The sequence below is a fragment of the Paenirhodobacter sp. genome, assembly GCF_050177655.1.
Lineage (GTDB): Bacteria > Pseudomonadota > Alphaproteobacteria > Rhodobacterales > Rhodobacteraceae > Rhodobacter.
The window spans coordinates 151703-163177 of record NZ_JBFXGV010000001.1 but is presented as its reverse complement, the minus strand read 5'-3'; the positions used below and the strand labels follow the sequence as shown (position 1 = coordinate 163177).

Here is an 11475-nt window from a genome sequence, read left to right as displayed (position 1 = left end):
CGCTGCTCGCCCCCGACCTCGCGCAGCCCTGGCTCGTCGCCGATCTCGGCGGCCCGCAGCGGGTGCTGAGCTTTGCGCCCTGGCGCGCGGGCTTCGTCACCACCCGCCGCATCGTCTGGCGCGAGGTGCGCAACGCCGATCTCACGCCCGAGCTCGACGTGCGGCGCTGGATCGCCGGGACGCTCGCCGAACGCGGACTTTCCGACGCGGTGACGATGCTGACCTCGCATGACATCCGCCGCTTCGTCCGCATCGAGCGCGAGGTCGAGGGGATCCGCGCCGCCGCGCTGGCAACGGTCGGGCTCGGCAATGCCGAGCGGGTCGGGCAACGCCATTTCCGCGCCGTGCCGGAGGATACCCCCGGCTACGGCACGATCAACATTGCCGTGCAGGTTGCGGGCCCCGGCCCGCGCTGGGGGCTGAGCCGGGTCGCGCAGATCGAAGCGTTGACGATCGCGGCGCAGGCGCGCACCGCCGCGGTGATGGAGGCCGGGCTCGATCTTCCCGGCGGGCGCGTCACCGGCACCGGTACCGATTGCCTTGCACTGGCCGCCCCACCCGGGCGCGAGGTCTTCGCCGGCCTGCACACGGCACTTGGCGAGGCAGTGGGCGCCGCCGTCCATGCCGCGGTGCGCGAGGGCGCAAGCGACTGGATCGCCCGCAACGGCGGGCTCTCGCCCTGAGCGCGAGAAAATTTCGCGCAAGACGACACCATATATTGACTAACCATTAACATCAGACGCAATATGCATGTGCTTCGGTTCCTTCGATCCCGGTCGAAGGCCAAGAGGGAAGCCGGTTCAAATCCGGCGCTGCCCCCGCAACTGTAAGCGGCGAGCCAGACCGATCACGCCACTGGGCCCCGGCCCGGGAAGGCCGGTCAAAGGCGACGACCCGCGAGCCAGGAGACCTGCCGGACGCACGACGATGACCACGAACGGAGGGTTCGGGGGCGTGTGTTCAGGCCATGGCTTTGCCGTCGCCGCGCGCGTTCCCGCATGAAAGACAGGAACGCCATGACCATCACCGTCTATTCCAAGCCGGCCTGCGTGCAATGCACCGCCACCACCCGCGCGCTCGAGGCCCGCGGCCTCGCCTTTGACCTCGTCGACCTGACCGAAGATGCCGCCGCGCTCGAGGCGGTCACCGCCATGGGCTATCGCCAGGCGCCGGTGGTTGTGGCGGGCGAGCTGCACTGGGCGGGGTTCCGTCCCGACATGATCGGCCGGCTCGCCTGAGCCGATGGGCGGGCTTTTCTATTACTCCTCGGCCTCGGGCAATACCGCGCGTTTCGTCGCGCGGCTTGGCCTGCCGGCGCGGCGCATCCCCATCGAGGACGCGCCGATGCCCGAGCCCGAGGCCCCCTTCGTGCTGATCTGCCCGAGCTATGCCGACGGGCGCGGCCACGGCGCCGTCGCGCGCCCGGTGATCCGCTTTCTCAACGACCCCCGGCGTCGCGCACTCCTGCGCGGCGTCATCGCCTCGGGCAACCGCAATTTCGGCCGGCTCTTCGCCTGCGCCGGCGACCTGCTGGCCGAGAAATGCGCCGTGCCGCTGCTCTATCGCTTCGAGCTGGCCGGCACCGAAACCGACATCGCCCGCATTCGCGCCGGGCTGGAAACCTTCTGGAGCCGCCATGCTTGACGCCGTGAAACCCGATCTCGACTACCACGCGCTCAACGCGATGCTGAACCTTTACGACGGCGCCGGGCAGATCCGCTTCGAGGCCGACCGCAGCGCCGCGCGGCAATATTTCCTCAGCCATGTGAACCAGAACACGGTGTTCTTCCACTCGCTCGACGAGAAGCTCGATTACCTCGTGGAGGAAGGCTACTACGAGGCCGAAGTCCTTGATCAGTATTCGAAAAACTTCCAGCGCCGGATCTGGGCCGAGGCCTATGCGAAGAAGTTCCGCTTCCCGACCTTCCTTGGCGCGTTCAAATATTACACCTCCTACACGCTGAAGACGCGCGACGGGCAGCGCTATCTCGAACGCTACGAAGACCGGGTGGTGATGGTCGCGCTGACGCTTGCGCGCGGCGACGAGGAGCTCGCGCTGCGCTTCTTGGAGGAGATCATCTCCGGCCGGTTCCAGCCGGCGACGCCCACCTTCCTCAATGCCGGCAAGCGCGCGCGGGGGGAGCTGATCTCCTGCTTCCTGCTGCGGCTCGAGGACACGATGGAAAGCATCGGGCGCGGCATCAATTCGGCGCTGCAGCTGTCCAAACGCGGCGGCGGCGTGGCCTTGATGCTGACCAACATCCGCGAGGCCGGCGCACCGATCAAGGGCATCGAGAACCAGTCTTCGGGCGTCATTCCGGTGATGAAACTGCTCGAGGACAGTTTCAGCTACGCCAACCAGCTCGGCGCGCGGCAGGGCGCGGGGGCGGTCTATCTCAACGCGCATCACCCCGACATCCTGCGCTTTCTCGACACCAAGCGCGAGAATGCCGACGAAAAGATCCGGATCAAGACGCTCAGCCTCGGCGTGGTGATCCCCGACATCACCTTCGAACTCGCGAAGCGCAACGAGGAGATGTATCTCTTCTCCCCCCATGACGTGGAGCGCGTCTATGGCATGGCCTTCTCGGAAATCTCGGTCACCGAGAAATACGCCGAGATGGTCGACGACAAGCGCATCCGCAAGCGCAAGATCAACGCGCGCGACTTCTTCCAGACCCTCGCCGAGATCCAGTTCGAAAGCGGTTACCCCTATATCCTCTTCGAGGACACGGTGAACCGCGCCAATCCGATCGCCGGGCGGATCGCGATGTCGAACCTCTGCAGCGAGATCCTGCAGGTGAACGAGGCCTCCACCTTCCACGAGGATCTGAGCTACGACCACCTCGGCACCGATATCTCCTGCAATCTCGGCTCGCTCAACATCGCGGCCGCGATGGATGGCGGCGATCTGGGCGCGACGGTCGAGGCGGCGATCCGCGCGCTCACCGCGGTGAGCGAGATGTCGGCGATCGCGGCGGTGCCCTCGGTCCGGCGCGGCAATGACGAAAGCCATGCGGTGGGCCTTGGCCAGATGAACCTGCACGGCTTTCTCGCGCGCGAGCGGATCCATTACGGCAGCCCTGAGGGGATCGAGTTCACCTCGGTCTATTTCGCCGCCGTCGCCTATCACGCGCTGCGCGCCTCCTGCCTTCTGGCACAGGAGAAAAACACTGCTTTCCATAATTTCGAAAATTCGAAATATTCCGATGGCAGCTTTTTCGGGAAATACCTCACCCGCGACTGGCTGCCCACGCGGCCCGAGGTGGCGCGGCTTTTCGCGCATCTGACCTTGCCCACGCGCGAGGACTGGGCCGCGCTGCGGGCCGATGTGATGCGCCACGGGCTTTACAACCGCAACCTGCAGGCGGTGCCGCCCACCGGCTCGATCAGCTACATCAACAATTCGACCTCCTCGATCCATCCGATCGTTGCGAAGATCGAGGTGCGCAAGGAGGGCAAGATCGGCCGCGTCTATTACCCCGCGCCCTTCATGACGAACGAGAACCTCGAATTCTATCGCGACGCCTATGAGATCGGCCCCGAGGCGGTGATCGACACCTATGCCGCGGCGACCGAACACGTCGATCAGGGGCTTTCGCTCACGCTCTTCTTCCCGGCCGAGGCGACGACGCGCGACATCAACCGCGCGCAGATCCGGGCCTGGAAGGCGGGGATCAAGACGATCTATTACGTCCGGCTGCGCCAGAGCGCGCTCGAGGGGACAGAGGTGCAGGGCTGTGTGAGCTGCACGCTCTAAGCACCGGATTTTGCCACAGAAAGGCTGAGAGAATGAAGGATCAGGCAGGCATCACGGTGCCGCGGGCGATCAACTGGAACCGCGTCGAGGACGAGAAGGATCTCGAGGTCTGGAACCGGCTGACGGTGAATTTCTGGCTGCCGGAGAAGGTGCCGCTATCGAATGACGTGCAAAGCTGGGCGACGCTGCGCCCAGAGGAGCGCGAACTGACGATCCGCGTCTTCACCGGGCTGACGCTGCTCGACACGATCCAGAACACGCTGGGCGCGCCGGCGATGCTGGCCGATGCGATCACCCCGCATGAGGAGGCGGTGCTGACCAATATCGCCTTCATGGAGGCGGTGCATGCCCGCTCCTATTCCTCGATCTTCTCGACGCTGTGCTCGACGAAGGAGGTCGACGCCGCCTTCCGCTGGTCGGAGGAAAACCCGCATCTGCAGGCGAAGGCTCGGGTGATCCTGGAGAAATACCGCGCCGGCGAAGACCCGCTGAAGCGCAAGGTCGCCTCGGTCTTTCTCGAAAGCTTCCTGTTCTACTCGGGCTTTTATCTGCCGATGTACTGGTCGAGCCGGGCGAAGCTGACCAATACCGCCGACCTCATCCGTCTGATCATCCGCGACGAGGCGGTGCACGGCTATTACATCGGCTACAAATATCAGCGCGGGCTGGAGCGGCTCGACGAAGCCGGGCGGCAGGCGCTGAAGGATTTCACCTTTGCCCTCGCCTTCGATCTTTACGAGATCGAGGCGCGCTATACCGCCGAGCTTTACGACGGGCTCGGCCTGACCGAGGACGTGAAGGCCTTCCTGCATTACAACGCCAACAAGGCGCTGCAGAACCTCGGTTACGAGGCGCTCTTCCCCCCCGCGGCCTGCGAGGTGAACCCCGCGATCCTCGCCGCGCTGTCGCCCGACAGCGAGAACCACGATTTCTTTTCCGGCTCGGGGTCGAGCTATGTCATCGGCAAGGCGGTCGCGACCGAGGACGAGGACTGGGATTTCTGAGCGCTCAGGCCGCCCCTGCCTCCGGGCGCGGGATGTAGTTGAGCACCGGCGCGAGCCAGTGCTCGACCTCGGCCAGGGCCATGCCCTTGCGCGCGGCGTAATCCTCGGCCTGATCGCGCTCGACCTTGGCGACCCCGAAATAATAGGCGTCGGGATGCCCGATATAGAGGCCGGAAACCGAAGAGCCCGGCCACATCGCCATGCTTTCGGTAAGCTTGACCCCGGTCGCCACCTCGGCATCGAGCAGATCGAAAAGCGTCACCTTCTCGGTGTGATCGGGCTGCGCCGGGTAGCCCGGCGCCGGGCGAATGCCGCGATAGGGTTCGGCGATCAGCTCCGCCGGCGCGAAGGTTTCGTCGGCCGCATAACCCCAATACTCGCGCCGCACGCGCTCGTGCAGCATCTCGGCCATCGCCTCGGCGAAACGATCGGAGAGCGCCTTGACCATGATCGCGGAATAATTGTCGTGCTTCGCCTCGAAAGCGGCGGCCAGCGCCTGCTCCTCGGGGCCGGAGGTCACGACGAAACCGCCGACATAATCGTGCGGCCCGCCCTCGGGTGCGACGAAATCGGACAGCGCCACATTCGGGCGGCCCGGGCGCTTGCCGGTCTGCTGGCGCAGCGTGTGCAGCGTGGCGCGGGTCTCGGCGCGGTCCTCGCCGGTGTAAAGGCGGATGTCGTCGCCCACGGCCGCGGCGGGCCAGAAGCCCACCACCGCGCGCGGGGTGAACCAGCGCCCGGCGATGATCTGCGCGAGCATCGCCTGCGCGTCGGCGAAAAGGCTGCGCGCCGCCTCGCCCTGTTTCGCGTCGTCGAGAATGCGCGGATAGACCCCTTTCAGCTCCCAGGTCTGGAAGAAAGGCGTCCAGTCGATGTAGCGCGCGATCTCGGCGAGATCCCAGTCCTCGATCACCTTCGGCCCGAGGAACTTCGGCGCGGGAACGGCGTAATTCGCCCAGTCGAGCTTGAGCGGATTGGCGCGGGCCTGCGCGAGCGGCAGGCGCACCTTCGCCGCCTCGTCCCGCGCATGGCGCGCGGCGAGATCGGCATATTCGGCGCGGATGCCTGCGGCGTAATCGGCGCGATGCGCGGGGCTCAGAAGCTGGCTCACCACGCCCACCGCGCGGCTCGCGTCGGTGACATAGACGGCGGCGCCCCGGTCATAGCGCGGCGCGATCTTCACTGCGGTGTGCACGCGCGAGGTGGTCGCGCCACCGATCAAGAGCGGAATGTCGAACCCCGCCCGCTCCATCTCCGAGGCCAGATGCACCATTTCGTCGAGGCTCGGCGTGATCAGGCCCGAAAGCCCGATCGCATCGACCTTTTCCGCCTGCGCCACCTCGAGGATCTTCTGCGGCGGCACCATCACGCCGAGGTCGATGATCTCGTAATTGTTGCAGGCGAGCACGACGCCGACGATGTTCTTGCCGATGTCATGCACATCGCCCTTCACCGTCGCCATCAGCACCTTGCCCGCGGAATTGCGGCCCCCGGCCTTTGCCGCCTCCATATAGGGCAAGAGCACGGCGACCGCCTGTTTCATCACGCGCGCCGATTTCACCACCTGCGGCAGGAACATCTTGCCGGCGCCGAAAAGATCACCGACGACGTTCATCCCGGCCATCAGCGGCCCCTCGATCACGTCGAGCGGCTGGGTGGCGGCAAGGCGCGCCTCCTCGGTATCGGCCTCGATGAATTCGGTGATGCCGTTCACCAGCGCATGTTCGAGCCGCTTTTCCACCGGCCATTCGCGCCAGCTCAGATCGCGTGCCTTTTCCTCGCGCGCGCCGCCGCGGAACCGCTCGGCGATCGCCAGAAGCCGCTCGGTCGCACTACCACCCTGTTTCGGGGTGCGGTTCAGCACCACATCCTCACAGGCCTCGCGCAGTTCGGGGTCGATCTGGTCGTAGACGGCCAGCTGACCGGCGTTGACGATGCCCATGTCCATCCCCGCCGCGATCGCGTGGTAGAGGAAGACGGCATGCATCGCCTCGCGCACCGGCTCGTTGCCGCGGAAGCTGAAGGAGAGGTTCGAGACGCCACCCGAGACATGTGCATAGGGCAGGTTCTGGCGGATCCAGCGCGTCGCCTCGATGAAGTCGACGCCGTAATTGTCGTGCTCCTCGATCCCCGTCGCCACGGCGAAGATATTCGGGTCGAAGATGATGTCCTCGGGCGGAAAGCCGATCTCTTCGGTGAGGATGCGATAGGCGCGCGCGCAGATCGAGGTCTTGCGCTCATAGGTGTCCGCCTGCCCGGCCTCGTCGAAGGCCATCACCACCACCGCGGCGCCATAGGCGAGGCACAGCCCCGCGTGATGGCGGAAGGCCTCTTCCCCTTCCTTGAGCGAGATCGAGTTCACCACCGGCTTGCCCTGCACACATTGCAGACCGGCCTCGATCACCTCCCATTTCGAGCTGTCGATCATCACCGGCACGCGCGCGATGTCGGGCTCGGCGGCGAGCAGGTTCAGGAACTCGACCATCACCGCCTTACTGTCGATCAGCCCCTCGTCCATGTTGATGTCGATGATCTGGGCGCCGTTCTCGACCTGATCGCGCGCCACTTCCAGCGCAGCCGTATAGTCGCGATTGGTGATCAGCTTGCGAAACCGGGCCGAGCCCGTGACGTTCGTGCGCTCGCCCACGTTCACGAAGGGGATGTCGGCGGTGAGGGTGAAAGGTTCGAGGCCCGAAAGCCGCAGCAGGTGATCGGTCATCTTGGCTCCTCAGGCGCCGAAAGCGCGCGGCGCGAAGGGGCGCACCGCCTCGGCGATGGCGCGGATATGATCGGGCGTGGTGCCGCAGCAGCCGCCGACGATGTTGACGAGGCCCTCGCGCGCGAATTCGGCGACCTGGGCGGCGGTGTCCTCGGGCCCCTCGTCATACTGGCCGAAGGCATTCGGCAGCCCCGCGTTCGGATAGGCGCAGATCGCGCAATCGGCGATCGCGGCCAGCTCGGCGATATGCGGGCGCATCGCCTTGGCGCCCAGCGCGCAATTGAGCCCCACGGTGAAGGGCTGCGCATGTTTGACCGAGATCCAGAAGGCCGAGGGCGTCTGCCCCGAAAGCGTGCGCCCCGAGGCATCGGTGATCGTGCCCGAAATCATCACCGGCAGCCGCGCGCCATGTTCGGCGAAGGCCTCGTTCGCGGCAAAGATCGCGGCCTTGGCGTTGAGCGTGTCGAAGATCGTCTCGATCAGGATCAGATCGGCGCCCCCGGCAATGAGCCCGCGGATCTGCGTGCCATAGGCGCGGCGCAGATCGTCGAAGGTGACGGCGCGATAGCCCGGATCGTTCACGTCGGGGCTGAGCGAGGCGGTGCGGTTCGTCGGCCCGACCGCACCGGCGACGAACCGGCGCCGCCCGTCGGTCGCCTCAGCCCGGTCCATCGCGCGCCGCGCGATCCGCGCCCCTTCGGCGTTGATGTCGAAAACCGCCTGCTCCATCCCGTAATCGGCCTGCGCAATGGTGGTGCCCGAAAACGTGTTCGTCTCGACGATATCGGCGCCCGCCATCGCATAGCGGAAATGGATCTCCTCGATCGCCTGCGGCTGGGTCAGCACGAGCAGATCGTTGTTGCCCTTCTGCGGGTGATCGGAATGATGCGCGCAGGCACAGGCGCCATGCGCGCAACCGGAATAATCGTCCTCGCCAAGGCCCAGCGCCTGGATCTGCGTGCCCATCGCCCCGTCGAGGATCAGGATCCGCTCGCGCACGAGCGCTTCGAGCGCGTGATAGGCCGGGGTTTTCGGCAGGATGAGGCTTTGCATCGCGTTTCTCCGCTGTTCGGGGCTTAGCTAGGCGCGCGGGGCGATGAGTTCAAACGCATAATGAACATGATGATCATGAGAATGATTCATGTTCGCATGCGGATTGCAGCGTGGAGGGGGCGCTGCCCCCGGCCTGCGGCCCCCCCGAGGTATTTTCGGCAAGATGAGAGCCGTCGAAGTCCTGGCACGACCGGCCCCTTTCATCTTGCATGAAATACCTCCGCCGGAGGCTCCCGCAGCCACCCCGGGCGCGACGCTGTTCAGCCGAGCGCCGCCTCCAGCCGCGCCCATTCCGCGGGCGCGGGCAGGCCAAGGCGGATCCAGCCCGGAGACCAGGGGAAGATCCGGCTCCAGATCCGGTGCCCTGCAAGGCGCTCCTGCGCCGCGATCGCGTCGGGCGTCTCGTAGCTGCGAAACAGCGCGGTGCCGCCGACAAGGCGCCAGCCCGCCACCGCCGCCAGCGCATCGAGCCGCGTGACATCCTCGGCAAGCCGCGCCACCGTCGCCGCATGCCAGGCGCGGTCGACCAGCGCGCGGCGCCCGATCTCGATCGCCGCGCCCGAGACAGGCCAGGGGCCGGCCATCTCCGCCAGCCGCGCGATCAGCGCCTCGGGGCCAAAGGCAAAGCCGAGGCGCAGCCCGGCAAGCCCCCAGAACTTGCCAAAGGAACGCAGCACCAGCGCTGGCCCCGGATCGCGCAACAGCGAAAGTTCGGGATCGGCATCGCCGAAACTCTCGTCGACGACGAGCAGCCCGACGCGATCCGCCAGCGCCCGCAGCGCCGCAGGCGCGTGGCGCTGCCCGTCGGGGTTGTTCGGGTTGACCACCACCGCCAGATCCGCCCCGGCGAGGGCCTCGAGCGTGGCGACCTCCTCAACCGCCCAGCCGGCGGCGCGCAGGCTTGCCCCGTGCTCGTTGTAGGTCGGCGCGAGCACCCGCGCCCGCCCCCGCGGGAGAAGATGCGGCACGAGCTGGATCGCCGCCTGCGCCCCGGCCAGTGCCACCCCCGGCGCCGCGGTCGCAAAGGCCTCGCCGGCCGCCGCAAGCAGCGCCGCCTTGGCCGAGGCGGTGGGCAGCTGCGTCCAGACCTCGGGCGGCAGATCGGGGAGCGGATAGGGCGCGCGGTTGATCCCCGTCGACAGGTCGATCCAGTCGCTGCCCCCGAACCGCTCCTTCGCCGTGTCGATATTGCCGCCATGATCGCGCATCAGAACCTCCAGATCGCGAAAGCCACCGCCAGGATCAGCACCGCCCCCAGCACCATCGCCCGCCGATAAAGCCCGAGCCCGCGCGCGAGATCCTGCGGCAGCGGATCGGGGGCGTCGGCGTTGAGCCAAGGCTCCTCGGCGATGCGATCACCATAGATCCGCGGCCCCGAAAGCCGTACGCCCAGCGCCCCGGCCAGCGCCGCCTCCGGCCAGCCGGCATTGGGCGAACGATGATGCCGCGCGTCCCGCTCCATCACGTCGAGCGCGCGCCCCGCACCCCGCCCCGCCGCCAGACCGAAAAGCACCCCGGTCAGCCGCGCCGGGATCAGGTTGACGACATCGTCGATCCGCGCCGAGGCCCAGCCGAATGCCTCGTGCCGCGGCGTGCGATGACCGATCATCGAATCGAGCGTGTTGATCGCCTTGTAGGCGGCAATCCCGGGCAGGCCGGCGACCGTCCCCCAGAAGAGCGGCGCGACGATGCCGTCGGAGCTGTTCTCGGCGAGGCTCTCGAGCGCGGCCCGCGCCACCCCGGCCTGATCGAGCTGCTCCGGATCGCGCCCGACGATCATCGACACCGCCTGCCGCGCCCCGGCAAGATCCCCGGCCAGGAGCGGGCGCGCCACCGCGGCGACGTGATCGTGCATCGAACGCAGCGCGACAAGCGGCCAGGCGAGGAACCCGCCGATCAGGATGCCGATCCAGTTCGCCGGCAGGAAGATCTGCACCAGCCCACCGATCCCCGCCGCCGCAGCGATCACCACCCCCGCCGCGGCCAGGCCCAACAGGCGCCGGTTCGGGCCCTCGCGGTTCCAGCTGGCATCGAGCCGCGCGATCAGCGCGCCGAGCCAGGTCACCGGATGGCCGATCCCGCGAAACAGCGGCGCCGGCCAGCCGATGGCGAGGTCGATCGCCATCGCGACCAGCATCATCGCGGCAAAATTCATCGTTCCCCTCCCGTGATGCGGCGCAACCCGCGCCAACCCGCCGCGCGCACCGCCGCGGCCGCCCCCGCAGGGATCGTTCCGGGGGCAAAGATCAGCCCCCGCGCCGCCCCGGTATGCGCCCGGATCCAGCCGAGCGCACCAAGTTCCTGCGCGAGATCCGGCGCCGTCTCCTCGGCAGGGCCGCGGCGCGCGGAGCAACGCGCCGCACTTTCCGAAGCGAGCGCCGCACAGGTCGCGAGATCCGGCGCCCGGCGCCACGCGACGACGAGATCGGAGATATCGGCGAAATCCGCGTCGCGCGGATCGGTCCGGCTTGGTCCGCCGCAAAACCCGCCAAGCAGATCGTAGCGCGGCAGCGGGGGCAATTCCGCAAGCGCGGCACCCCGGCGCGAGGCCCAGAGCAACCGCTCGGGCGACGGGAACATCAGCGGATCGGAGGCGCCTTCGACCGCGATGCAGGCGCGGGCGAGCGCTTCGGGCGGCCCTGCCCAACTCGCAAGCCGCGCAAGCGCGACCAGTGCCGCCGTCGAAACCCCGGTGCCGAGACCTGGGTCCACCATCGAACGGAGGTGAACGCGACCGGTCAGAGTCAGACCCGATTCCAGCAGAAAACGCCTCGCACGGGACGGCGAGAGCCCCGCGCCCGACAGTGCCAGCCGTGGCCCTCCGGGGCGCATCGAGGCTGTCACCCCCAGACCGGGAGCCGGCAGCGAGACCAGGGCAATCGGCCCCTCCGACCCGATCCGCCCCTGCAGCCACTCTCCGAAATGGCCAGGCACATGCA

At 67.5% G+C, this 11475-nt stretch carries 10 protein-coding genes and 1 riboswitch; of the genes, 5 read left to right on the top strand and 5 right to left on the bottom strand.

Features of this window, described 5'->3' with window-relative positions; translation table 11 throughout:
* Positions 1–2 precede the first annotated feature (2 nt).
* The 5 genes from AB7U46_RS00785 (at position 3) to nrdF (ending at position 4764) form a co-directional block, all read left to right on the top strand.
* On the top strand, positions 3–683 hold the full coding sequence (locus AB7U46_RS00785) for an adenosylcobinamide amidohydrolase (RefSeq protein WP_428335077.1): 681 nt from the start codon (positions 3–5) through the stop codon (positions 681–683).
* A 59-nt stretch (positions 684–742) separates the two neighbouring features.
* Positions 743–932: riboswitch (cobalamin riboswitch) on the top strand.
* An 84-nt stretch (positions 933–1016) separates the two neighbouring features.
* Entirely contained in the window at positions 1017–1238 is a 222-nt protein-coding gene (gene nrdH, locus AB7U46_RS00780; RefSeq protein WP_428335017.1) for a glutaredoxin-like protein NrdH, read from the top strand.
* 4 nt (positions 1239–1242) lie between these two features.
* Positions 1243–1644, top strand: a complete 402-nt coding sequence (gene nrdI, locus AB7U46_RS00775) for a class Ib ribonucleoside-diphosphate reductase assembly flavoprotein NrdI (RefSeq protein ID WP_428335016.1) — start codon at positions 1243–1245, stop codon at positions 1642–1644.
* Positions 1637–3760, top strand: a complete 2124-nt coding sequence (gene nrdE, locus AB7U46_RS00770; RefSeq protein ID WP_428335015.1) for a class 1b ribonucleoside-diphosphate reductase subunit alpha — start codon at positions 1637–1639, stop codon at positions 3758–3760. Before nrdI ends, nrdE begins: the two co-directional genes overlap by 8 nt.
* Positions 3761–3792: 32 nt before the next feature.
* On the top strand, positions 3793–4764 hold the full coding sequence (nrdF, locus tag AB7U46_RS00765; protein WP_428335014.1) for a class 1b ribonucleoside-diphosphate reductase subunit beta: 972 nt from the start codon (positions 3793–3795) through the stop codon (positions 4762–4764).
* 4 nt (positions 4765–4768) lie between these two features.
* On the opposite strand, the gene metH is transcribed toward nrdF, so the two are convergent.
* From metH to AB7U46_RS00740, 5 genes are all read right to left on the bottom strand, one after another.
* Positions 4769–7483 carry a methionine synthase gene (gene metH / locus AB7U46_RS00760; protein ID WP_428335013.1) on the bottom strand — a complete coding sequence of 905 codons (2715 nt, stop codon included), beginning with the start codon at positions 7481–7483 and terminating at the stop codon, positions 4769–4771.
* 9 nt (positions 7484–7492) lie between these two features.
* Positions 7493–8536, bottom strand: a complete 1044-nt coding sequence (locus AB7U46_RS00755) for a homocysteine S-methyltransferase family protein (RefSeq protein ID WP_428335012.1) — start codon at positions 8534–8536, stop codon at positions 7493–7495.
* A 260-nt stretch (positions 8537–8796) separates the two neighbouring features.
* Positions 8797–9744 carry a threonine-phosphate decarboxylase CobD gene (gene cobD / locus AB7U46_RS00750; RefSeq protein WP_428335011.1) on the bottom strand — a complete coding sequence of 316 codons (948 nt, stop codon included), beginning with the start codon at positions 9742–9744 and terminating at the stop codon, positions 8797–8799.
* Positions 9744–10691 (bottom strand): adenosylcobinamide-phosphate synthase CbiB, encoded by a 948-nt coding sequence (gene cbiB, locus AB7U46_RS00745; protein WP_428335010.1) that lies wholly within the window; start codon positions 10689–10691, stop codon positions 9744–9746. The genes cobD and cbiB overlap by 1 nt, the downstream gene beginning before the upstream one ends.
* Positions 10688–11251 (bottom strand): hypothetical protein, encoded by a 564-nt coding sequence (locus AB7U46_RS00740; RefSeq protein WP_428335009.1) that lies wholly within the window; start codon positions 11249–11251, stop codon positions 10688–10690. Before AB7U46_RS00740 ends, cbiB begins: the two co-directional genes overlap by 4 nt.
* Between the last annotated feature and the right edge of the window lie 224 nt (positions 11252–11475).